The sequence below is a fragment of the Microbacterium sp. 70-16 genome, assembly GCF_001898315.1.
GTDB lineage: Bacteria > Actinomycetota > Actinomycetes > Actinomycetales > Microbacteriaceae > Microbacterium.
In genome coordinates this window covers 104,892-125,672 of record NZ_MKTQ01000010.1, presented here as the reverse complement: position 1 = coordinate 125,672, position 20,781 = coordinate 104,892, and the positions used below count along the sequence as shown (strand labels likewise).

The following is a 20,781-nucleotide window of genomic DNA, read 5'->3' as shown; positions in this document are numbered from 1 at the left end:
CGCGTGCCCGCGCCCTCCGTCGCGATCGACGACTATCTGAAGACGATCTACCACCACACCGAGTGGCAGAGCGATCCGGTGACGCCGTCGCAGCTCGCCGCCGAGCTGGGCCTCGCGCCCTCGACGGTGACCGAGATGGTGCAGAAGCTCGCGGCGCAGGGGCTCGTGTCGCATCGCCCGTACGGGCCGGTGTCGTTGACGGATGCCGGGGAAGTCCGCGCCGCCGCGATCATCCGCCGCCACCGCCTGATCGAGACGTGGCTCGTGCGCGAGTTCGGCTACGCGTGGGACGAGGTGCACGACGAGGCCGAAGTCCTCGAGCACGCGATCAGCGACCGGCTGCTCGAGGGGATCTCGGCGCGGCTGGGGCATCCGACGCATGATCCGCACGGTGACGCGATTCCGGATGCCTCGGGGCACGTCGCGCGCGTGCCGTTCGTCCTGCTCGCCGAAGCGCACCTCGACCACACCGGACGCGTGCTGCGCGTCAGCGACCGCGACCCCGCGCTGCTGCGCGCCCTGGAGGGCGCCGGCATCGACGTGGGGCACGCCGTCACGGTCGCCGGCCGCAACGCCGTGCGCGTCGACGGCGGCGCGACCATCGAGCTGCCGCCCGCCGCGGCATCCGCCGTCTGGCTCACCGCCTGACCCGCGGCGCGCCGGGTCGCCGCCCACCCACTCCGCGAGACTGCGTTCTCGCGACGAGACTGCGCGCCGCGCACGCTGTCTCGTCGCAGAAACGCAGTCTCGTGGAATCAGAGGGAGCGCACCCCGCGCCCGCGCGCACGCGCACCCCGCCCCCGGCTACCCCCGCCGCCGCGTGCGGCTGGCCTTGAGGTAGGGCCAGGGCATGCCCGTCGCGTGCTCGCAGTAGTTCCAGACGCGCGCGGCGATGATCTCGTCGAGCGTGATCTTCGGCGCTTTCGCCACGCGCGGCGCCCCGCTGACGATCCGGGCGGGGCCCCAGAACTGGCCCCCCACGGCATCCGGATCGACGAGCGCCCGCACGAGCGACCACGCGCCGTGCTCCTTGGACTGCGTGATCGGCGCCTGCAGGTTGTCGAAGAACCGCTTCGTCTTCGAGGGTTCGTTCACACCCAGGATGCCCCGGGTGCGACCGCCGATGGCATAGCCGGGGTGCGCCACGAGGCTCGCGATCGGCACGTTTGCGGCGCGCAGACGGCGATCCGCTTCGAAGCCGAGGGCGGTCGTGACGACCTTCGACTGCACGTAGGCGCGCCACGGGGTGTAGCCGTTCTCGAGCTCGAGGTCGATCGGGTCGTACTCGCCCATCGCGGTCGACATCGACCCGACCCACACCATGCGCCCGCGCCCGGCGGCCAGCGGCAGCAGCAGCTCGCCGGCGAGGGCGTAGTGTCCCAGCGCGTTGGTCGCGAAGACCAGCTCGTGCCCATCGGGGGTCGTCTCGCGCCGCCGCGGCGGGTGGACGATCCCGGCGTTGAGCAGCAGTCCGTGCAGTCCCGACCGGCCGCGCACGGTCGCGGCCGCGGCGCGCACCGACCCGAGGTTGCTGGTGTCGAGCAGCAGGGTCTCGACGTCGGCATCCGCAGCGTTGCGCTGCACGGCGGCGCGCGCGGCCTGCAGGCGGTTGGGGTTGCGGCCCGTCATGATGACGTGGGCGCCGGCCGCGGCCAGCTGCAGCGACGCGAAGAATCCGAGGCCCGCGGTCGACCCGGTCACGAGGTACCGGCGCCCGTGCAGGTCGGGCAACAGCTCGGGGTCCCACGCGTCACGGGTCACGCCTCGAGACTAGGCCCGATCGGCCCACTAGGCTGGGGTCCATGCGGACACGCGCCGATATCGAGTGCTGGCTCACCGACATGGACGGCGTTCTCGTCCACGAGAACAAGCCCATCCCGGGGGCTGCCGAGTTGCTTGCGCAGTGGCGCGACACCGGCACGCCGTTCCTCGTGCTGACCAACAACCCGTTCTACACGCCACGCGACCTGAGCGCGCGGCTGCGCAACTCGGGCCTCGAGGTGCCCGAGGAGCGTATCTGGACCTCGGCCCTCGCGACGGCCGACTTCCTGCGCTCGCAGAACCCCCGTGGCTCGGCGTTCGTCATCGGCGAGGCGGGACTGACCACGGCACTGCACGAGGCCGGCTACGTCATGACCGAGACCAAGCCCGACTACGTGGTCGTCGGCGAGACGCGTAACTACTCGTTCGACCGCATCACGCAGGCGATCCGTCTGATCAACGACGGCGCCCGGTTCATCATCACGAACCCGGATGCCACGGGCCCGACCCCCACCGGCGTCGTTCCCGCGACCGGATCGTTCGCGGCGCTCATCACGCACGCGACCGGCAAGGAGCCGTATGTCGTCGGCAAGCCCAACCCGATGATGTTCCGTTCGGCGATGAACCGCATCGGCGCGCACTCCGAGAACACCGGCATGATCGGCGACCGCATGGACACCGACGTCGTCGCCGGCATCGAGGCGGGCCTGCACACGATCCTCGTGCGCACGGGCATCTCGGACGACGCCGAGATCGAGCGCTACCCGTTCCGACCCGACGAGGTGCTCGACTCGGTCGCCGATCTGCTGTCTGCCGAGCCGATCGAGTCCGAGCTGCCGGATCTCACCGACGGTGTCTGACCGGTGAGCGACACCGAGCAGGCGCTGCTCTACCTCAGCTCGATCGTGATCCTGGTGGGCACGCTGGCGGTGGTCGTCGTGCAGTTGGTTCGCAGGCGCCGCGGCGGTGACGACCGATGATCGCGCTCGTCCTCGTCCTTACGGCGCTCGCGGTGCTGATGACCGCGCTCGTCCTGTTCGTTCGCGGACGAAAGGATGCCCCGCAGGGCACGCCGCTGCCGAACGGGCGCGGCATCATGGTGTTGACCTTCACGGGGCTCATCCTCGCGCTGGCATCCCAACTGCCAGCCTTCCGGTAGACGTGGGCTCCACCTTGCCCGGGGCCGCGCTCGGGTCCGGCGCATGCCGAGGTTAGTTACGGCGTGAGCGCCGCCCGTGGCACAGCCGGGTGGGGTAACGTGGCGCTCAGAGGAAGCTCCCAACGAAGGGATGGATCTCATGAACGGCAGGATCGTCGTCGGCGTTGCCGGCGCTCCGGTCACGCCCCGCGTGATCGAGTGGGCGGTCGCTCGCGCGAAGGCCCGCGCACAGCCGATCGAACTCGTCTCGGTCATCGGCGGCGCGCTCGGCACGGTCGGTGAGGCGGATGTCATCACGGCGGCGCTGGATGCCGCGCAGTCGATGCTCGACGCGCACGCCGAGAGCATCCGTGCTGCGGCGCCCGGGGTCACCGTCACGACCCGCGTCGAGGCGGGCAACCCGGTCGGGGTGCTCGTCGAGGCATCCACCCACGCCGCACTGCTCGTGATCGGCAGTGACTTTCGCGGGCCGCAGGGGCCGCGCGTGCGCGGTGCGCACGGCATCCGCATCGCTGCAGGTTCGGCGTGTCCGGTCGTCGTGGTGCCCGACTTCGACGTCGCGGGGCGGTCGGGCATCGTGGTGGGTCTGGATGGTTCGGAGACCTCGGAGCACGCCCTCGCCTTCGCCGCGGCCGAAGCCGACCGGCTCGGCGAGAAGCTCACCGCCGTCGGCGTATGGACGCCAGTGGTCGCGCCGCGCAACAGCCTCGCCGTGTATCCGGAGCTGTACGTCACGAACATGCAGGCGGCGACCGAGGAGGTGCTCGCCCTCGCCCTCGCCGGCGTCGCGGCCGACTACCCCGATCTCGTCGTCGAGCGCGTCGTGCGGCAGGGGTATCCCTCGCACGTGATCAACGAGTATGCGAAGGGCGCCCGCCTCGCCGTCCTCGGCACTCACGGGCGCGGCGCGCTGGCACGGTTCCTGCTCGGCTCGATCAGCCACGAAGTGCTCGCCGACCTCGCGACGGTCACCGCCGTCGTGCGGTGAGGCGCGGGCGCCAACCGCGCGCCGCGCGCTTACTGCGCCGCGAGCCCGAGATCGTCGAGGTCGATCACCGAGCGCCACTCGAATCCGGCGGCCTCGACGGCGGCCTGCGCGCCGGTCTTGCGGTCGACGACCGTGACGACGGCGACGACGTCGGCGCCCGCGGCGCGCACGACTTCGGCGGCCTTCAGCGGCGACCCACCCGTCGTCGAGGTGTCCTCGACGATCACGACACGCTTGCCGGCGACTTCGGCGCCCTCGATCTGACGGCCGCGGCCGTGATCCTTGGGTTCCTTGCGCACGACGAACGCGTCGACCGGGGTGCCCGCGGCGACCGACGCGTGCAGCACGGCGTTGGCGATCGGGTCGGCGCCGAGGGTGAGTCCGCCGACGGCATCCACCTTCAGGTCACGGACGACGTCGAGCACAAGCCTGCCGATCGCGGGGGCGGCGCGGTGGTCGAGCGTGAGCTTGCGCATGTCGACGTAATACGTCGCCTTCTTGCCGCTGGAGAGGGTGAAGTCGCCGTGGAAGACGGCTTCGTCCGTGATGAGGCCGATGAGGGCCTGGCGGTCGGCTTCGAGCTCGGGAGTGGAGGCGACGGTCATGATCAGCAGTCTACGGACGGAAGATCGGGGATTTTTCACGCGACTTCTCTCCCAGAGGCGTTGACATCCGCTCTAGAGTCGGGAGCGTCGCCCGCCACCCGAGCGGCGATGTGACCCAAGGAGAGCCATGCCCCGCATCGGGATCGTGACAGAACGGCCGGGTGAGACGCGCGTCGCCTCGTCTCCGCAGACCGTCGGAAAGCTCCGCGGCCTCGGCTACGACGTCGTCGTCGAGGCGGGCGCCGGAGCGCAGTCGTCCTTCCCCGACGACGCGTACGTCGCCGCGGGCGCTGAGATCGTCGACCGCGTGACGGCCTTCGGCGCCGACATCGTGCTGAAGGTCGCCGCCCCGACATCCGACGAGATCGCGCTGCTGCGGTCGGGCGCCGTGCTCATCGGCCTGCTCAGCCCCGCGCTCAGCCCCGACCTGCTGGCGGCGTTGGCCGAACGCGGCGTCACGGCGCTGGCGATGGATGCCGTGCCGCGCATCTCGCGCGCACAGTCGATGGATGTCTTGAGCTCGATGGCCAACATCGCCGGCTACCGCGCCGTCGTCGAGGCGGCGAACGAGTTCGGCCGTTTCTTCACCGGTCAGGTGACGGCGGCCGGCAAGGTGCCGCCCGCGAAGGTGCTCGTGGCGGGCGCAGGCGTCGCGGGACTCGCGGCGATCGGCGCGGCATCCAGCCTCGGCGCGATCGTGCGCGCGACCGACCCGCGCCCCGAGGTGGCCGACCAGGTGGCATCCATCGGCGGCACCTACCTCGAGGTCGTCGTGCCCGACGAGCAGAAGGAGGTGTCGTCGGACGGCTACGCCAAGGCGACGAGCGCCGCCTACGACGCCGCGGCGGCGAAGCTGTACAGCGACCAGGCCGCCGACGTCGACATCATCATCACGACGGCGCTGATCCCGGGGCGTGCGGCTCCCCGCCTGATCACGGCCGCCGACGTCGCCGAGATGAAGCCCGGCAGCGTCATCGTCGACATGGCCGCGGGCCAGGGCGGCAACGTCGAAGGGTCTGTCGCCGGCGAGCGCACGGTCACCGACAACGGCGTCATCATCCTGGGCTACACCGACCTCGCCGGCCGGCTGCCGCAGCAGGCATCCCAGCTGTACGGCACGAACCTCGTGAACCTGCTCGCGCTGCTGACCCCCGGCAAGGACGGGCAGTTCGTGCTCGACCACGACGATGTCGTGCAGCGCGCCGTCACCGTCACGCAGGACGGCGCCGTCACCTGGCCGCCGCCGCCCGTGCAGGTCTCGGCGGCGCCGACCGCCGCTCCGGTCGCGGCGGCCGCCGAGCCCACACCGAAGAAGACGATGTCGCGCGGGGCGAAGTCGGGGCTCATCATCGCGGGGATCGCGGTGCTCTTCCTCGTCTGCGCGATCGCGCCGGCGCCGCTGCCGCAGCACTTCCTCGTGCTGACGCTCTCGGTGGTGATCGGGTTCTACGTGATCGGCAAGGTCGCGCACGCACTGCACACGCCGCTCATGAGCATCACGAATGCCATCAGCGGCATCATCATCGTCGGCGCGATGACGCAGATCATCGTTCCTGACCCGCTCGTGCAGGTTCTCGCCGCGATCGCCGTGCTGCTGGCATCCATCAACATCTTCGGCGGCTTCGCCGTCACCCGGCGAATGCTCGCCATGTTCCAGAAGGGCGAGCAGAAGTGACCCTCGTCGCCACCTCCGAGGCCGCCGGCATCGTGCTCGCGCAGTCCATCGCCACCGCGGCATATATCGTCGCCGCACTGCTGTTCATCCTCGCCCTCGCGGGACTCAGCAAGCAGGAGACCGCCCGCCGCGGCGTCGTCTACGGCATCTCCGGCATGACGATCGCGCTCGTCGCGACGGTCATCCTCGTCCTCGCCGACGGCACGCTCGTGCCCGACGACGTCACGCTGTACCTCGGCGTCGCGCTGCTCGTCGGCGCCGTCGTCGTCGGCGCCGTCATCGGCCTGTGGCGCGCGCGCGTCGTCGAGATGACCGGCATGCCCGAGCTCATCGCGCTGTTGCACTCGTTCGTCGGCCTCGCGGCCGTGCTCGTCGGCTGGAACGGCCACCTCTACGCCGAGGCCCTCGCACCCGAACTCGTCGGCATCCACCACGCCGAAGTGTTCATCGGCGTGTTCATCGGCGCGGTGACCTTCACCGGCTCGATCGTCGCATTCCTCAAGCTCTCGGCACGCATGTCGTCGCGGCCGCTCATGCTGCCGGGCAAGAATCTCCTCAACGTCGGCGCGCTCGTCCTGTTCGTCGCGCTCACGGTCTGGTACGTCATCACGCCCGACCTGTGGCTGCTGATCGTCGTAACGCTCCTCGCGCTCGCGCTCGGCTGGCACCTCGTCGCCTCGATCGGCGGTGGAGATATGCCGGTCGTGGTATCCATGCTCAACAGCTACTCGGGATGGGCGGCAGCGGCAGCGGGCTTCCTGCTGAACAACGACCTGCTGATCGTCACGGGCGCGCTCGTGGGGTCGTCAGGTGCGTACCTGTCGTACATCATGTGCAAGGCCATGAACCGGTCGTTCCTGTCGGTCATCGCGGGTGGTTTCGGCATCGAGGCGCCGCGGGCGGATGCCGAGGAGACCGGCGAGATCCACGAGACGGATGCCGCGTCGGTCGCCGAACTGCTGCGCGATGCGCGGTCGGTCGTCATCACTCCCGGCTACGGCATGGCCGTCGCGCAGGCGCAGTACCCCGTCGCGGATCTCACGAAGCGGCTGCGCGAGAAGGGCGTCGAGGTGCGCTTCGGCATCCACCCCGTCGCCGGGCGTCTGCCGGGCCACATGAACGTGCTGCTGGCCGAAGCCAAGGTGCCGTACGACATCGTGCTCGAGCTGGACGAGATCAACGACGACTTCGCCGACACCGACGTCGTACTCGTGATCGGCGCGAACGACACGGTCAACCCCGCCGCGGCCGAAGACCCGGGCTCGCCCATCGCGGGCATGCCCGTGCTGCACGTGTGGGAGGCCCGCAGCGTCGTCGTGTTCAAGCGGTCGATGGCGTCGGGTTACGCCGGCGTGCAGAACCCGCTGTTCTTCCGCGACAACACGCAGATGCTCTTCGGCGACGCCAAGCAGCGCGTGGACGACATCCTCGCCGCCCTCTGACCGCCGGCAACGTCGGCGGTCGACCGTAGGGTGGAGGCATGCGCATCGCCACCTGGAACGTCAACTCGATCCGCGCCCGCGTCGTCCGCACGGTCGACTTCGCCGTGCGCGAGGGCGTCGACGTGCTGCTGATGCAGGAGATCAAGTGCAAGCCCGAGCAGTTCCCCTACGCCGAGTTCGAGGCAGCGGGCTACACCGTCGAAGCGCACGGACTGAACCAGTGGAACGGCGTCGCGATCGCGAGCCGCACCTCGATCGACGACCTGCAGATCGCGTTCCCCGGCATGCCCGGTTTCGCGAAGGGACACGACGGGCCGGATGCCCCGCAGGAGGCCCGTGCGATCGGCGCAACCATCGACGGAGTGCAGGTCTGGAGCCTCTACGTGCCCAACGGGCGCGGGCTCGATGACCCGCACTACCGCTACAAGCTCGACTGGCTCGAGGCGCTGCGCGGCTACACCGCCGACACGCTGAGCAAGAACCCTGACCTCGCGCTCGCGCTCACCGGTGACTTCAACATCGCACCGACCGACGCCGACAACGGCGACCCCACCGTCATCGAGGGCGTCACCACCCACGTCTCACCGCCCGAGCGCGAGGCGTTCCAGGCGCTGCTTGCCGCCGGCCTGCACGACACGGTGCGCCCCCTCGTTCCGACGGGCTACACCTACTGGGACTACAAGCAGCTGCGCTTCCCCCGCAACGAGGGCATGCGGATCGACTTCATCCTCGGCTCGCATGCGTTTGCGGATGCCGTCGTGGGGGCATCCATCCACCGTGACGAGCGCAAGGGCGAGATCCCCAGCGACCACGTCCCCGTGGTCGTCGACCTCGACCTCGCGGGCGCGGACGACGACGACCGCCCGATGATTTGGTGAGCCGGGCCCGCTGACGCGACCTGCTGACGGCGAACCGCTGACAGGCATCCACGGCCCACCGCAATAACTCAGGAGATGCCGCGATCGCGGTGACACCACGCCGCCGAATCACGCGGTAGCGGCGATGCCGCACCGCCGCCGTTCCTGAGTTATTGCGGCGAGGCATCCGCGGCGACGGCCACCGACGCCTTGGGCGGCGCGCAGCGACCGGGCGAAGAGCGAGGGTCAGCCGCGGGCGACGGCAGCGATCGCGACGGGCATCCGCAGCGCGTCGCGCCCGGTCTGGGGCGCCGTACCCGCGCGCCACAGCGCAACGAGGCTCCACAGGAACAGGCCGCCGACCATGACGTTGCGCGCGAGCAGCACGCCGGCGGCAAACGGGTCGGCATCGATCAGCGGCAGGTAGAGCACGGGGAACACGAGGGTCGTCGCAAGGCACACTCCGGCCATCCACCCGGCGACGCGACTCCAGGCGCGCCGGTCGACGGCGAGCCCGACCGCGACGATCGGGGCGAGCCACAGCATGTACTGCGGCGATCCGACCTTGTTGAACACGATGAGTGCGGCGGCGATCGCGAACCCGCCGACGAGGATCAGCTTCAGCTGCCCGCGCGGCCTGAAGCGGCCCTCGCGCAGCGCACGACGGCGCGCGCGCCACAGCAGCGCGACGATGACGAGGCACGCGATCGGCATGAGCCAGCCGACGATCTCGCCCGCCAGGTGCGCGCCGGGGCCGGCGACCTCGCGCGTCGCGAGCGCGTAGTTCTGCCGGATCTCCGCTTCGGGAAGGCCCAGCACGGTCGCCCACACCCAGGGCGTCGCGACGGGCGCCTCGAGCTGCAGCGACCGGTCGCCCTGGATCGTCAGGAAGCTGAACAGGTTCTGTGCGCCGCCGTACCAGGCGATCGCGCCCGCGACGACGGCGGTCACGGCGGCCCCACCGGCGACGATGCGCCAGCGTGCCGACGAGATCGTGACGGCGGCGCCGACGAGCGCGGCGGGCCACACTTTGATCCACGTGGCGGCCGCGAGCAGCGCGCCGGCGACCGCCGGACGCCGCAGCAGCACGGCGAGGCCCGCGATCGCGAGCGGTGCGGCAAAGCCCTCGAGGCGCAGCATCGAGACCGGCGCCAGCAGGATCTGCACCGCGAGCCAGTACCACGCCGCGAGGTAGCCCGACCGGCGACGCAGGCCGCCCGTGAGCGCCAGCACGGCGACGAAGTTCGCCGCCACCATCAGCAGGAACCAGATCAGCTGGTACGCGTCGGCACCGGCCAGAACCGGCGCGACGATCGGCACGAGGGCCCCGGCGGGGTAGACCCACGGCATGTCGATGACGGGCCAGTAGCCGAGCCGTGCCTGCTCGGCCCACAGCCGGTAGAGCGGCAGATCGCCCTGCGTCTCGCCCGCGATGATCGTCGGCAGCAGACCCAGCAGGTACACGCCGTGCACGACGGCGAACCCGATCATGAGGCCGCGACGGGTGAGCGCAAAGCGCAGCAGCGGGTCGCGCATCGTGGCGAGGTGCTGCACGCGGCGCTGGACCGCGGCGGGCAGCCGACTCATCAGACCGGACCGGTCAGGCGCGGCGACGGCAGAGAGCGACGCACCGTCGGAAGGGGCGGTGCGTGCGGCCAGGGGCTGATGCTGTGGGTCGCTGGTCACTCGGCTGAGTGTAGAGAGGCTGGATGCCGTGCAGGTGGACAGAAGTTTTCCATTGGCTGTCAGTTCGCCGTGAACCGGTGGCGCGCTGTTCCGCCGCGCGGGGGAGGCGACGGGGCATCCGTCCCCCGTACGTTGGAGGGATGAGCGATCCGATTCCCGCGCGCACGCTGACGCCCGCGCAGCGGCGCAACGATCTGTGGCTCTCGCTCGCCTTGCTCGTGGCGGCCATCGTGAGCGCCTGGCTCGGTCATGTCGCGGGGGTCTACGGCGAAGAGTCGCCCGCGTTCGGCTGGGCGCTCGTGTACTCGGCCGCACTCACGCTGCCGATCGCGGCGCGGCGGCGCTACCCCGAGGCGGTGCTCATCACGATCGCGCTCGCGTTCTTCATCGGTGTCTCGTTCCGCGTGCCCGAGATCTACCTCGGAAACGTGTCGCTGTTCATCGCGATGTACACGGTCGGCGCGTGGGTGCCCGACCGGCGCCGCGCGACGATCGTGCGACTGGTCGTCATCGCGGGCATGTTCGGCTGGCTGCTGGTCACGACGTTCCAGGCGGCGACGGCGGAAGACGACGGCGGCCTCTCGCGCGCGGGACTGTTCTCGCCGTTCGCCGCGTTCATGCTGCTGCAGTTCCTCGTGAACGTCGCGTTCTTCGGCGGAGCCTTCTTCTTCGGCGAGCGCGCGTGGGCGCAGTACCGCTCCGTCACGACGCTCGAGCAGCGCACGCGCGAACTCGAACGTGAGCGCGAGCTGACCGCCGCGCAGGCCGTGGCACTCGACCGCGTGCGCATCGCGCGCGAGTTGCACGACGTCGTCGCCCACCACGTGTCGGCGATGGGGGTGCAGGCCGGCGCCGCGCGCGCGGTGCTCGATCGCGACCCGGCATCCGCTCGAGCGGCGCTGCAGTCGGTCGAGCAGTCGGCGCGCGAGGCCCTCGATGAGCTGCGGCAGCTACTCGAGACTTTGCGGACGCCGGATGCCGATACGCCCGACGACTCGACGCTGGGCCCCGCCTCGCTGCCCGAACTCGTCACGCACGCGAACGACAACGGCCTGCCGACCACGTACGCCGTCGTCGGCGACCCGATCGCCGTGCCCGAGCTCGTGCGGGTGAACCTCTACCGCGTCGCACAGGAGGCGCTCACCAACGCGCGCCGCCACGGCGGCCCCGGCGCGACGGCCGACGTGCGGTTGAGGTACACGCCGGATGCCGTCGAACTCGAGATCGCGAACACGGGGCGCGACCCGCTCGGTGGCCGCCCCGGCCTCGGCCTTGTGGGCATGCGCGAGCGCGCGTCGGCGTCGGGCGGCACGCTCGAGGCCGGGCCGCGCCCGCGCGGCGGGTTCCTCGTGCGCATGCACGTGCCGGTCGGGGTCGGCACGGCAGCCGGCGTCGGGGCGGGGCCCGCGGCCGGCGTCGAAATCGGGGCGCAGGCATGATCGCGCCACTGCGGGTGCTGCTGGTCGATGACCACGCCGTCATGCGGGCGGGGTTCCGGATGATCCTCGAGGCAGAGGGCGACATCGACGTCGTCGGTGAAGCGACGACGGGCGTCGAGGCGGTGACTGCGGCATCCGCCCTGTTGCCCGACGTGATCTGCATGGACGTGCAGATGCCCGACATGGACGGCCTCGAGGCGACGCGGCGCATCGTCGCCGATCCGGAGGTCTCAGCCAGCGTCGTGGTCGTGACCACGTTCGACCGCGACGACTACCTGTTCCAGGCGCTGGCGGCGGGTGCCAGCGGGTTCCTGCTGAAGAACGCGGGGCCGGAAGACCTCGTCACCGCCGTCCGCGTCGCGGCGGCGGGTGACGCGCTGCTCGCGCCGGCGGTCACCAAGCGCGTCATCGAGCGGTTCACGCGCGCGGACGGCGTGCCCGCGGGCGGAGCGGCGGGCGGCACGGCGCCCGGCGCGGGCGCGGTGCCGGTGCCGGCGGCGGGCGAGGCGCCACGCCACGGGGCATCCACCCCGCCGATCGGCGTCGAGCTGACCGACCGCGAGCGCGACGTGCTGGGCCTGCTCGCCGACGCTCGCAGCAACGCCGAGATCGCGGCGGCCCTGTTCATCGGCGAGGCGACCGTGAAGACGCACGTGTCGAACCTGTTGCAGAAGCTCGGCGTGCGCGATCGCGTCGCCGCCGTCGTCTACGCGCACCGCCACGGGCTGGGCTGAGCCCGTGGCGATGCGTGAGACGCAGCCTCAGGCCGCGACACTCTCCGTGACGTAGCGGTCGATCAGCACCAGGAACGCGTCGAGGTACGAGCGCAGGAACGCGGCCGTCTCCTCATTGGTGACCTCGCCGTCCTCGGTGAACAGGCCGGGCAGCGACTGGATGTAGCCCTCGGGCTGACCGAGCGTCGGCGCGTTGTAGTGGCTCAGGATCGCCTTCAGATGCTGCTGCGCGGCGGCCGTCGCGATGCCGCCGCCGGAGGTGCCGATGACCGCGGTCGGCTTGCCGTCGAAGGATGCCTGGCCCCACGGGCGCGCCGACCAGTCGAGCGCGTTCTTGAGCACACCGGGGATCGAGCGGCTGTACTCGGGCGTCACGATGATGACACCGTCGACATCGGCGATCGCCTGCTTGAAGTCGCGCGCCACCTGCGGGTAGTCGGCGTCGTAGTCGGGCGAGTATAGCGGCAGGTCCTTGATCGGGATCTCGACGAGGGTGGCGTCCTCGGGCGCCAGGCGTGCCAGCGCGAGGGCGAGGCGACGGTTGATCGAGCTCGACGAGATGCTGCCGACGATGTAGCCGATGGTGCGTCCGGTCATGGTTCCTCCAGTGGTTTTGGGTTTGCGGGGCGCCCTCGACGAGGAGGCCCAGAAGGAAAAAGCGCAGGATGCCTGGGTCTATTCCGCCGCATGTACTTGCGGTCCGCCGCCCTCCCCCGTTCGGCGCCCGCGATCTCCCCCCTCGGGGGGAAGACGCACCCACGCCACTCGCCTAGCGTCGAAGCAGCACCGGACAGTTCCGGACGACTCCACAGGAGGAACGCATGCTCGAACTGAGCGGTATCACCAAGAGTTACGGCGCCGCGCGCGTGCTCGACGAGGTCGGGTTCCAGGTCGCCTCGGGGCGCCTGACCGGTTTCGTCGGCGGCAACGGCGCCGGCAAGACCACGACGATGCGGATCATCCTCGGCGTCCTCGCCCGCGACAGCGGAACCGTCACCCTCGACGGCGCACCCGTCACGGCATCCGATCGGCGCCGTTTCGGCTACATGCCCGAAGAGCGCGGCCTGTACCCCAAGATGCGGGTGCTCGAGCAGATCGTGTACCTCGCGCGGCTGCACGGGTTCGGCAAGGCCGAAGCGACCGCGCGAGCCGAAGCGCTGCTGGTCGAGCTCGGCCTCGGCGAGCGCCTGCAGGAAAACGTCGAGACGCTGTCGCTCGGCAACCAGCAGCGTGCGCAGATCGCGGCGGCGCTCGTGCATGACCCGCGCGTGTTGATCCTCGACGAGCCGTTCTCGGGCCTCGATCCGCTCGCTGTCGACGTCGTCGCGAGCGTGCTGCAGCGTCGCGCCGCCGACGGCGCAGCTGTGCTGTTCTCGTCGCATCAGCTCGACGTCGTCGAGCGGCTGTGCGATGACCTCGTCATCATCGCGGGCGGCACGATCCGCGCCACGGGATCACGCGACGAACTGCGCGCCGAGCACGCGCAGCGGCGGTTCGAGCTCATCTCCGGCGGGGATGCCGGGTGGCTGCGCGACGAGCAGGGCGTGACGGTCGTCGAGTTCGACGGCGGGTACGCCCTGTTCGACGTCGACAGCGACGAGGTCGCCCAGCGGGTGCTGCGCCGCGCGGTCGCCGCCGGCGACGTCGCGAGCTTCGCCCCGCAGCATCCTTCGCTCGCCCAGATCTTCAAGGAGGTCATCCAGTGACCACGTCCGCCACCCCCTCCGTCATGCCTTCCGCCACTCCCTCCGTCACGCCCTCGTTCGCGCAGAGCGTCTGGCTCGTCGCCGAGCGCGAGGTCGGATCGAAACTGCGCAGCAAGGCCTTCCTCATCTCGACGGGCATCCTGTTCGTCATCGCCCTCATCTCGGTCGTGTGGGGCGGTTTCGCCGCACAGACGAGCGACGCGATCCCCGTCGCGGTGACGGCAGACACGGCATCCGCCGTCGCCGGCAACGACCTCATCGACGCAACGCAGGTCGCCTCCGCCGACGCCGCGCGCGATCTCGTCCGCTCGGGCGACGTCGATGCCGCCCTCGTGCCGAGCGACGCGCAGCCGTTCGGCTACACGGTCGTTGGCGAAGACGGCGTCCCGTCCACGCTGCTGAGCCTGCTGAGCGTCACCCCGACCGTCGAACTGCTGAACCCGGATGCCACCGACGGCATGCTCCGCTACTTCGTCGCGCTCGGATTCGGGCTCGTCTTCTTCATGGCGGCGCTCACGTTCGGCTCGACGATCGCTCAATCGGTCGTCGAAGAGAAGGCGACCCGCGTCGTCGAGCTGCTGATCTCGGCGATTCCGGTGCGGGCGCTGCTTGCCGGCAAGGTCATCGGCAACACGATCCTCGCGATGGGACAGATCATCGGACTCGCCGCGATCGCGATCATCGGCTTCACCGTGACAGGGCAGAGCGACCTGCTGGCAGGGCTCGGTGCGCCGCTCGCGTGGTTCGCGGTGTTCTTCCTGTTCGGGTTCGTGCTCCTGGCATCCCTCTTCGCCGCCGCAGGAGCCATGGTGTCGCGGCAGGAGGACATCGGCTCGACGACGACGCCTCTGACGCTGCTCGTGATGGCGCCGTACTTCTTGGTGATCTTCTTCAACGACAACGACCTGGTGATGTCGATCATGTCGTACGTGCCGTTCTCGGCCCCCGTCGCGATGCCGGTGCGGATCTTCCTCGGTGGGGCGCAGTGGTGGGAGCCGTTGCTGTCACTCGTGGTCATGCTCGCGACCTGCGCCGTGGCGATCTGGGTCGGCGCGAAGATCTACGAGAACTCGATCCTGCGCATGGGCGCCCGCGTCAAGCTCGCCGAGGCGCTGTCGGCCTGACCGTCTCGCTTTCGAGGAGCGCACATGGCTCCGTTTCGGCGCGGAACGCGACCATTTGCGTGCGCTCCTCGAACGGCGTCAGCGCTCGACGAGCACACCGTCGGCGTCGGCCCACACGTGCGCGCCGGGGCGGAAGACGACGCCCGCGATCTCGACCGGCACGTCGAGCTCGCCGACGCCGTCCTTCGCGCTCTTGCGCGGGTTCGAGCCGAGGGCCTTCACGCCGAGCGGCAGCTGCCCGATCGCGACGCGATCGCGGATCGCGCCGTGCACGATGATGCCCGACCACCCGTTCGCGACCGCGGATGCCGCGATCAGGTCGCCCACCAGGGCCGATTCGAGCGAGCCGCCGCCGTCGACGACGAGCACGGCGCCGTCACCGGGGGTCGCGAGCGTCGCCTTGACGAGGGCGTTGTCGCGATGGCACCGGACTGTGCGGATCGGCCCGTCGAAGGCGACGTGGCCGCCGATGTCGTGCAGCTGCAGCGCGAGCGAGTCGAGCTCGTCGCCGCGCTCGTCGTACAGGTCGGCCGTGAGGATCGTCGTCATGACGCCACGCTAATGCGCCGATCGCCGGCTCAAACAGGCATCCACGCAGGAACTTCGTGTGACCTTCTGTGAACGGCAACTCATCGGGAACACAGCCGCGCGGCGTAGCGTTTCAGCGATCGGGACGACGGCGTCCCTCGTGAAAGAAGTCTGAAGGAGACGCCATGAGCCTTGTTGCTGTGCACCCCGCCGAAACGAATGCCCCGATTCTCGACGTGCTCGCCGAGCGCTGGAGCACCCGCATCTTCGACCCCACAACCCCGATCGACGAAGACGCCCTCGCGAGCGCCCTCGAGGCGGCCCGCTGGGCGCCGTCGGCCAGCAACACCCAGCCGTGGCGCTTCGTCGTGGCTCGCCGCGGAACGGCCGCGCACGAGACGATCGTCGCGTCGCTCATGGGCTTCAACCAGGCCTGGGCCGCCGATGCCGCCGCGCTCGTCGTGTTCGCCACCGCCGCGTCGCTGGACGGAAAGCCGCTGCCGTGGGCGGCGTATGACACCGGCCAGGCTGCCGCGCACTTCACCGTGCAGGCGCACGCGTCGGGCCTGCACACGCACCAGATGGGCGGCTTCCACCGCGACGCGATCGGTGAGGCCTTCGGCTTCGGCGACGACCTCAGCGCCGTGACCGTGATGGCCGTGGGCGCGCTCGGCGACTTCGACGCGGCTCCCGAGGCCCTGCGTGAGCGCGAGCTCGCGCCGCGCACCCGCCGCCCGATCTCGGACTCGCTCATCCTGAACGTCTGACCGCGCCGGCTGCGCGCATGCCGGTTACCGCGCCGCGGGCGGGTTCAGGTCGGGGTGCGTGATCACGACGAGCGAGTAGGGGTCGCCATCGGCATCCGGCGTCTTGTCCTTGTACTCGACGAGCAGGTCACGCAGGCGCTGATCGAGCTCCGCCTTGTGCTCGGCGTTCAGGCGCAGGCCGAGCCAGCCGAGCAGCACCGCGTCGGGATCGGCGAGCGCGACCTGCTGGCGCACCGTCTCCATCAGGACCGGAATCTGGTCGTCCATCGACGCGTTCCACGACCGCCCCGTCGCGAGGTAGGGCACCTCGCGCGCACCCTGGGCGCCGCTGCGCTCCGGCTGCGCCTCGAGGAAGCCCGCGTCGACGAGCATCCGCACGTGGTGCAGCGTCGTGCCGGGGTTGACTCCCAGCAGGTCGGCGAGTTCCTTGTTCGTGCGGGCGTCAAAGCGGCACAGCCGCAGGATCCGCATGCGCAGCGGCGAGCTGAGGGCGCGGGATGCGGAACGGGTCGACGCGTCGTCCATGCGGGCATCCTAGCCGACTGATTGACATTCTCAATCTATTTGTCATACTGATTGTGTGTCTCAATCAGTCGACGTGACGGATGCCCCGGTGCAGCGCTCGCTGTGGCGCGACGGCAACTTCCTCACGCTGTGGACCGGGCAGGCGTTCAGCCACTTCGGCGCCCAGGTGTTCGAGCTCGCGCTGCCGACCCTCGCCGTGCTGCTTCTGCACGCGACCGAAGCGCAGGTCGGCTATCTGAACGCGGCGGCGATGGCGGCGTTCCTCGTCGTGGGTCTGCCGGCCGGAGCCTGGATCGACCGCATGCGCAAGCGGCACGTCATGATCTGGGCGGATGCCGTGCGCGCGCTCGCCCTCGCCACGATCCCCCTTCTGCACCTGTTCGGCCACCTGGAGATGTGGCATCTCTACCTCGTCGCGCTCGTCGTCGGCGTCGCGACCGTGTTCTTCGACGTCTCGTACCAGAGCATCGTGCCGTCGCTCGTGCGCACCGATCAGATCGCCGAGGCGAACGGCAAGCTCGAGTCGACCAACCAGATCGCGGGCCTGGCCGGCCCCGCCGTCGGCGGCGGGCTCGTCTCGCTCGTGACGGCGCCGCTGGCGATCGTCGTCACGGCGTGCACGTACGTCATCTCGATGGTGGCGCTGCTCCTCACCCGCGATCACGAGCAGCTGCGCGCGCCCGAAGACCACGCGCCGCTGCACCGCGAGATCGGCGAGGGCCTGCAGTGGGTGTTCGGCAATGCACTGCTGCGCCGCATCGTCGCGACGACCGCGATCTCGAACCTGTGCTCGACGCTCGTGTTCACGCTCATGCCGATCTTCTACCTGCGCATCCTCGGGTTCACTCCCGCCGTGATGGGCCTGCTGTTCTCGCTCGGCGCCGTCGGCGGGCTGCTCGGAGCGATGGCGACGCCGCGCATCGTCGCGCGCATCGGCGAGGCGCGCACGATCCCGATCAGCGCGCTGGCGTTCTCGATCGCGATGGTGCCGCTGCCGCTCGCGGCCGTGCTGCCCCAGCCAGCGGCGTTCGCCATGCTGGTCGTGCAGGCGTTCGCGATGAGTTTCGGTGTGCTGGTCTACAACATCACGCAGGTGACCTTCCGCCAGCGGATCACCCCGTCGCGGCTGCTCGGGCGCATGAACGCCTCGATCCGGTTCTGCGTGTGGGGCGTGATGCCGCTGTCGGCCCTGGCCGCGGGATGGCTCGGCACCGCGCTCGGCACGGTGCCGGCCCTGTGGATCGGCTCGCTCGGCGGCCTGGTGTCGGCTCTGCCCGTCGCGCTCGGCCCGTTCTGGCGCCTGCGCGAACTGCCCGCCGCCGAGGCGGCAGGCGGAGAGCCGGCGACAAAAGGGCCGCCCGCCGGAGAGCCGGCGGCCGAAGCACCCGCGCCACCCTCGCCACCCGGCGCATAACTCAGGCAGAACCAGTCCTGGTGGCCCGAATCGGCCTCCAGACACCGATTAGTTATGCGACCTGGCGGCGGATCAGTCGTCGAGCAGTTCGGCTTCGATGACGTCTTCGGTGTCGGAACCGCCCGACCCCGAGGCCGAGCCCACGCCCGAATCCGTGCCTGCCGTGCCCGGGGCGGCGCCTGCGCTCGTGAGCACGAGCCCCGACCCGTCGGCGGCGACGTCGACCTTCACGAGGTCGCCGTCGCGCACACCGCCCGCCAGCAGCGCCATCGCGAGCCGGTCCTGGATTTCGCTCTGGATGAGCCGGCGCAGCGGCCGCGCCCCGAAGATCGGGTCGTACCCGCGCTCGGCGAGCCAGGCCCGGGCATCCGGCGTGACGGCGAGGGTGAGCCGGCGATCGCGGAGGCGCCGCTGCAGCGCGTCGACCGAGAGCTCGACGATCTGCGCGAGGTCGTCTTCGCTGAGCGCGGAGAACATCACGACGTCGTCGAGCCGGTTGAGGAACTCGGGCCGGAACGCCTGGCGGACGAGCGCCATGACCTGCTCGCGCTTCTGCTCGGGCGACAGGATCGGGTCGATCAGGATCGGCGAGCCGAGGTTCGAGGTCAAGATCAGGATCGTGTTCGTGAAGTCGACCGTGCGGCCCTGGCCGTCGGTGAGGCGGCCATCGTCGAGCACCTGCAAGAGGATGTCGAACACTTCTGGGTGCGCCTTCTCGACCTCGTCAAGAAGCACGACCGAGTACGGGCGCCGGCGCACGGCCTCGGTCAGCTGACCACCCTGCTCGTACCCGATGTACCCGGGAGGGGCCCCGACGAGCCGGGCGACGGAATGCTTCTCGCCGTACTCACTCATGTCGATGCGCACCATCGCGCGCTCGTCGTCGAAGAGGAAATCGGCGAGCGCCTTGGCGAGCTCGGTCTTGCCGACGCCGGTCGGGCCGAGGAAGAGGAACGAACCGGTCGGCCGGTTCGGGTCGCTGATGCCCGCGCGCGAGCGCCGCACCGCATCGGACACGGCCTTCACGGCATCCTTCTGACCGATCAAGCGCTTGCCGAGCTCGGCCTCGAGGTGCACGAGCTTCTCGCTCTCGCCCTGCAGGAGCCGTCCCACGGGGATCCCCGTCCATGCCGCGATGACCGCCGCGATATCCTCTTCGGTCACCTGGTCGCCCACCATACGGTCACCCTCGGCGGCTTCGGCGTTCTCGGCCTGTGCTACCTGCCGCTCGAGCGCCGGGATCTCGGCGTAGTAGAGGCGGGATGCCTTCTCGAGGTTGCCTTCGCGCTGCGCCCGTTCCGCTTCAACGCGTGCCTGGTCGAGCCGCGTCTTGAGGTCGCCGACGGCGTTGAGCGACGCGCGCTCGCGCTCCCACCGCGCCTGCAGCTCATCGAGCCGAGCCTGCTCCGCTTTCAGCGTCTCGCGCAGCGTCGCGAGGCGTTCCTTCGACGCGGCATCCTTCTCGCGCTTCAGTGCCAGCTCTTCGAGCTTCAACCGGTCGACGTGGCGTCGCAGCTCGTCGATCTCGAGCGGCGCGGAATCGATCTCCATGCGCAGTCGCGACGCGGCCTCATCGATCAGGTCGATGGCCTTGTCGGGCAGTTGCCGCGACGGGATGTACCGGTGCGAGAGGGATGCCGCGGCCACGAGCGCGCCGTCGGCGATCGCGACCTTGTGGTGCGCCTCGTACCGCTCCTTGAGTCCGCGCAGGATCGCGATCGTGTCCTCGACGCTCGGCTCACCGACGTACACCTGCTGGAAGCGGCGCTCGAGCGCGGCATCCTTCTCGATGAACTCGCGGTACTCGTCGAGCGTCGTCGCGCCGATGAGGCGCAGCTCACCGCGCGCGAGCATCGGCTTGAGCATGTTGGATGCCGCGACCGACCCTTCACCACCGCCCGCGCCCATCAGCACGTGGAGTTCGTCGATGAAGGTGATGATCTGCCCGTCCGACTCAGTGATCTCCTTGAGGACGCTCTTCAGGCGCTCTTCGAACTGGCCGCGGTACATCGCACCGGCGACGAGCGCGGAGATGTCGAGCGAGACGAGCTCCTTGTCCTTGAGAGACTCGGCGACGTCGCCCGCGACGATGCGCTGGGCGAGTCCTTCGACGACGGCGGTCTTGCCGACGCCGGGCTCGCCGATGAGGACGGGGTTGTTCTTCGTGCGGCGGGTGAGCACCTGGCTGACCCGCCGGATTTCGCTGTCACGCCCGATGACCGGGTCGAGCTTTCCCTGCCGGGCGCGGTCGGTGAGGTTGATCCCGAACTGTTCGAGGGCGCTCTGCTGGTCCTCCTGCCCGGGTGCGGGTTGTGCGTTCATCGTGTCTCCTGAAGTCCGCGGATCTCAAAGTTGAGTCCGTATGGCTCAA

Annotated in this window: 20 protein-coding genes; 13 read left to right on the top strand and 7 right to left on the bottom strand. The window is 70.2% G+C overall.

Annotated elements, in window-relative coordinates; genetic code table 11:
• Nucleotides 1–3 precede the first annotated feature (3 nt).
• A complete protein-coding gene (locus tag BGO46_RS03465) occupies nt 4–648 on the top strand; it encodes a metal-dependent transcriptional regulator (protein WP_292673305.1) in 645 nt (214 codons plus the stop codon).
• 156 nt (nt 649–804) lie between these two features.
• Here BGO46_RS03465 and BGO46_RS03460 read toward each other — a convergent pair whose 3' ends face one another.
• Nucleotides 805–1,761: an SDR family NAD(P)-dependent oxidoreductase gene (locus tag BGO46_RS03460; RefSeq protein ID WP_292673307.1), complete on the bottom strand. Its 957-nt coding sequence runs from the start codon at nt 1,759–1,761 to the stop codon at nt 805–807.
• Between the two features lie 41 nt (nt 1,762–1,802).
• Between BGO46_RS03460 and BGO46_RS03455 the strand changes: the two genes are divergently transcribed.
• The 3 genes from BGO46_RS03455 to BGO46_RS03445 all read left to right on the top strand — a co-directional run bounded on the left by BGO46_RS03455 (nt 1,803) and on the right by BGO46_RS03445 (nt 3,908).
• Nucleotides 1,803–2,621 carry an HAD-IIA family hydrolase gene (locus BGO46_RS03455; RefSeq protein WP_292673310.1) on the top strand — a complete coding sequence of 273 codons (819 nt, stop codon included), beginning with the start codon at nt 1,803–1,805 and terminating at the stop codon, nt 2,619–2,621.
• 116 nt (nt 2,622–2,737) lie between these two features.
• Nucleotides 2,738–2,920 carry a hypothetical protein gene (locus BGO46_RS03450; RefSeq protein WP_292673313.1) on the top strand — a complete coding sequence of 61 codons (183 nt, stop codon included), beginning with the start codon at nt 2,738–2,740 and terminating at the stop codon, nt 2,918–2,920.
• A gap of 139 nt (nt 2,921–3,059) precedes the next feature.
• Nucleotides 3,060–3,908, top strand: a complete 849-nt coding sequence (locus tag BGO46_RS03445; RefSeq protein ID WP_292673316.1) for a universal stress protein — start codon at nt 3,060–3,062, stop codon at nt 3,906–3,908.
• 29 nt (nt 3,909–3,937) lie between these two features.
• On the opposite strand, the gene pyrE is transcribed toward BGO46_RS03445, so the two are convergent.
• The gene (pyrE, locus tag BGO46_RS03440; RefSeq protein WP_292673319.1) at nt 3,938–4,513 is read right to left on the bottom strand and encodes an orotate phosphoribosyltransferase; all 576 of its coding nucleotides are present in this window, start codon (nt 4,511–4,513) and stop codon (nt 3,938–3,940) included.
• 127 nt (nt 4,514–4,640) lie between these two features.
• Between pyrE and BGO46_RS03435 the strand changes: the two genes are divergently transcribed.
• The 3 genes from BGO46_RS03435 to BGO46_RS03425 are packed head-to-tail and all read left to right on the top strand — an operon-like array spanning nt 4,641 to nt 8,508.
• Nucleotides 4,641–6,188: a Re/Si-specific NAD(P)(+) transhydrogenase subunit alpha gene (locus tag BGO46_RS03435; RefSeq protein ID WP_292673322.1), complete on the top strand. Its 1,548-nt coding sequence runs from the start codon at nt 4,641–4,643 to the stop codon at nt 6,186–6,188.
• Nucleotides 6,185–7,630, top strand: a complete 1,446-nt coding sequence (gene pntB, locus BGO46_RS03430) for a Re/Si-specific NAD(P)(+) transhydrogenase subunit beta (protein ID WP_292673325.1) — start codon at nt 6,185–6,187, stop codon at nt 7,628–7,630. Before BGO46_RS03435 ends, pntB begins: the two co-directional genes overlap by 4 nt.
• A gap of 38 nt (nt 7,631–7,668) precedes the next feature.
• Nucleotides 7,669–8,508: an exodeoxyribonuclease III gene (locus BGO46_RS03425; protein WP_292673328.1), complete on the top strand. Its 840-nt coding sequence runs from the start codon at nt 7,669–7,671 to the stop codon at nt 8,506–8,508.
• A gap of 225 nt (nt 8,509–8,733) precedes the next feature.
• Here BGO46_RS03425 and BGO46_RS03420 read toward each other — a convergent pair whose 3' ends face one another.
• Nucleotides 8,734–10,173: a hypothetical protein gene (locus BGO46_RS03420; protein ID WP_292673332.1), complete on the bottom strand. Its 1,440-nt coding sequence runs from the start codon at nt 10,171–10,173 to the stop codon at nt 8,734–8,736.
• A 140-nt stretch (nt 10,174–10,313) separates the two neighbouring features.
• Here BGO46_RS03420 and BGO46_RS03415 point away from each other — a divergent pair, with 140 nt between their 5' ends.
• Together BGO46_RS03415 and BGO46_RS03410 are read left to right on the top strand one after the other, a co-directional pair.
• On the top strand, nt 10,314–11,612 hold the full coding sequence (locus BGO46_RS03415; protein WP_292673334.1) for a sensor histidine kinase: 1,299 nt from the start codon (nt 10,314–10,316) through the stop codon (nt 11,610–11,612).
• Nucleotides 11,609–12,346 carry a response regulator transcription factor gene (locus BGO46_RS03410; protein WP_292673336.1) on the top strand — a complete coding sequence of 246 codons (738 nt, stop codon included), beginning with the start codon at nt 11,609–11,611 and terminating at the stop codon, nt 12,344–12,346. The genes BGO46_RS03415 and BGO46_RS03410 overlap by 4 nt, the downstream gene beginning before the upstream one ends.
• A 27-nt stretch (nt 12,347–12,373) precedes the next feature.
• On the opposite strand, the gene BGO46_RS03405 is transcribed toward BGO46_RS03410, so the two are convergent.
• Nucleotides 12,374–12,943, bottom strand: coding sequence for an NADPH-dependent FMN reductase (locus BGO46_RS03405; RefSeq protein WP_292673339.1), 570 nt, complete (start codon nt 12,941–12,943; stop codon nt 12,374–12,376).
• A 224-nt stretch (nt 12,944–13,167) separates the two neighbouring features.
• Here BGO46_RS03405 and BGO46_RS03400 point away from each other — a divergent pair, with 224 nt between their 5' ends.
• Nucleotides 13,168–14,052 carry an ATP-binding cassette domain-containing protein gene (locus BGO46_RS03400; RefSeq protein ID WP_292673342.1) on the top strand — a complete coding sequence of 295 codons (885 nt, stop codon included), beginning with the start codon at nt 13,168–13,170 and terminating at the stop codon, nt 14,050–14,052.
• Between the two features lie 23 nt (nt 14,053–14,075).
• Entirely contained in the window at nt 14,076–15,176 is a 1,101-nt protein-coding gene (locus BGO46_RS03395) for an ABC transporter permease (protein ID WP_292673559.1), read from the top strand.
• Between the two features lie 78 nt (nt 15,177–15,254).
• Here BGO46_RS03395 and rraA read toward each other — a convergent pair whose 3' ends face one another.
• Entirely contained in the window at nt 15,255–15,725 is a 471-nt protein-coding gene (rraA, locus tag BGO46_RS03390; RefSeq protein ID WP_292673344.1) for a ribonuclease E activity regulator RraA, read from the bottom strand.
• A gap of 164 nt (nt 15,726–15,889) precedes the next feature.
• Here rraA and BGO46_RS03385 point away from each other — a divergent pair, with 164 nt between their 5' ends.
• On the top strand, nt 15,890–16,471 hold the full coding sequence (locus BGO46_RS03385; RefSeq protein ID WP_292673346.1) for a nitroreductase family protein: 582 nt from the start codon (nt 15,890–15,892) through the stop codon (nt 16,469–16,471).
• A gap of 24 nt (nt 16,472–16,495) precedes the next feature.
• Here BGO46_RS03385 and BGO46_RS03380 read toward each other — a convergent pair whose 3' ends face one another.
• The gene (locus tag BGO46_RS03380; RefSeq protein ID WP_292673348.1) at nt 16,496–16,996 is read right to left on the bottom strand and encodes a winged helix-turn-helix domain-containing protein; all 501 of its coding nucleotides are present in this window, start codon (nt 16,994–16,996) and stop codon (nt 16,496–16,498) included.
• Nucleotides 16,997–17,051: 55 nt separating this feature from the next.
• Here BGO46_RS03380 and BGO46_RS03375 point away from each other — a divergent pair, with 55 nt between their 5' ends.
• Nucleotides 17,052–18,410 carry an MFS transporter gene (locus tag BGO46_RS03375; protein WP_292673350.1) on the top strand — a complete coding sequence of 453 codons (1,359 nt, stop codon included), beginning with the start codon at nt 17,052–17,054 and terminating at the stop codon, nt 18,408–18,410.
• Nucleotides 18,411–18,482: 72 nt separating this feature from the next.
• Here the strand turns inward: BGO46_RS03375 and BGO46_RS03370 are convergent, their stop codons facing one another.
• Nucleotides 18,483–20,732, bottom strand: a complete 2,250-nt coding sequence (locus tag BGO46_RS03370) for an AAA family ATPase (protein WP_292673352.1) — start codon at nt 20,730–20,732, stop codon at nt 18,483–18,485.
• Nucleotides 20,733–20,781 lie beyond the last annotated feature (49 nt).

Coding starts and splice junctions, on each gene's coding strand:
- BGO46_RS03455 (WP_292673310.1), top strand. CDS start 1,803: ATGCGGACACGCGCCGATATCGAGTGCTGGCTCACCGACATGGACGGC.
- BGO46_RS03450 (WP_292673313.1), top strand. CDS start 2,738: ATGATCGCGCTCGTCCTCGTCCTTACGGCGCTCGCGGTGCTGATGACC.
- BGO46_RS03445 (WP_292673316.1), top strand. CDS start 3,060: ATGAACGGCAGGATCGTCGTCGGCGTTGCCGGCGCTCCGGTCACGCCC.
- pyrE (WP_292673319.1), bottom strand. CDS start 4,513: ATGACCGTCGCCTCCACTCCCGAGCTCGAAGCCGACCGCCAGGCCCTC.
- BGO46_RS03435 (WP_292673322.1), top strand. CDS start 4,641: ATGCCCCGCATCGGGATCGTGACAGAACGGCCGGGTGAGACGCGCGTC.
- BGO46_RS03425 (WP_292673328.1), top strand. CDS start 7,669: ATGCGCATCGCCACCTGGAACGTCAACTCGATCCGCGCCCGCGTCGTC.
- BGO46_RS03415 (WP_292673334.1), top strand. CDS start 10,314: ATGAGCGATCCGATTCCCGCGCGCACGCTGACGCCCGCGCAGCGGCGC.
- BGO46_RS03410 (WP_292673336.1), top strand. CDS start 11,609: ATGATCGCGCCACTGCGGGTGCTGCTGGTCGATGACCACGCCGTCATG.
- BGO46_RS03405 (WP_292673339.1), bottom strand. CDS start 12,943: ATGACCGGACGCACCATCGGCTACATCGTCGGCAGCATCTCGTCGAGC.
- BGO46_RS03400 (WP_292673342.1), top strand. CDS start 13,168: ATGCTCGAACTGAGCGGTATCACCAAGAGTTACGGCGCCGCGCGCGTG.
- BGO46_RS03395 (WP_292673559.1), top strand. CDS start 14,076: ATGCCTTCCGCCACTCCCTCCGTCACGCCCTCGTTCGCGCAGAGCGTC.
- rraA (WP_292673344.1), bottom strand. CDS start 15,725: ATGACGACGATCCTCACGGCCGACCTGTACGACGAGCGCGGCGACGAG.
- BGO46_RS03385 (WP_292673346.1), top strand. CDS start 15,890: ATGAGCCTTGTTGCTGTGCACCCCGCCGAAACGAATGCCCCGATTCTC.
- BGO46_RS03380 (WP_292673348.1), bottom strand. CDS start 16,996: ATGGACGACGCGTCGACCCGTTCCGCATCCCGCGCCCTCAGCTCGCCG.
- BGO46_RS03370 (WP_292673352.1), bottom strand. CDS start 20,732: ATGAACGCACAACCCGCACCCGGGCAGGAGGACCAGCAGAGCGCCCTC.